The organism is Tritonibacter sp. SIMBA_163, from assembly GCF_046535935.1.
Classification (GTDB): domain Bacteria; phylum Pseudomonadota; class Alphaproteobacteria; order Rhodobacterales; family Rhodobacteraceae; genus Epibacterium; species Epibacterium scottomollicae.
This window is the reverse complement of sequence record NZ_JAWJBP010001303.1, coordinates 1-236: the sequence shown is the minus strand read 5'-3', so window position 1 is coordinate 236 and position 236 is coordinate 1. Positions and strand designations below refer to the sequence as shown.

The following is a 236-nucleotide window of genomic DNA, read 5'->3' as shown; positions in this document are numbered from 1 at the left end:
CTGCCTTAAGCGTCGCGACCATGCCGGAGCCGGTCTCGCGGTACCCGTCACCGGATCCGGTCGCAGGATCGAAGCCCGCATCAGCCCAGCGCGCGACCTCTTTCTTATGGGTGCCGGAATCGTCCCCGCGCGAGGCAAACAGCGCCTCGGAGTCGGAGAGCTTCGACAATGCACCCTGCACATCATCCATGCCACCGACGCTTGCCGGGTCTGCGGCGGGGCCCACGATGACGAAA

The 236-nt window shown here is 66.1% G+C and carries 1 protein-coding gene; it reads right to left on the bottom strand.

All coding sequences use genetic code 11. From position 1 onward, the window contains the following. Positions 1-236 (bottom strand): substrate-binding domain-containing protein (locus R0J92_RS26515; RefSeq protein ID WP_411053879.1); only part of this gene is annotated, 236 nt, incomplete at both ends.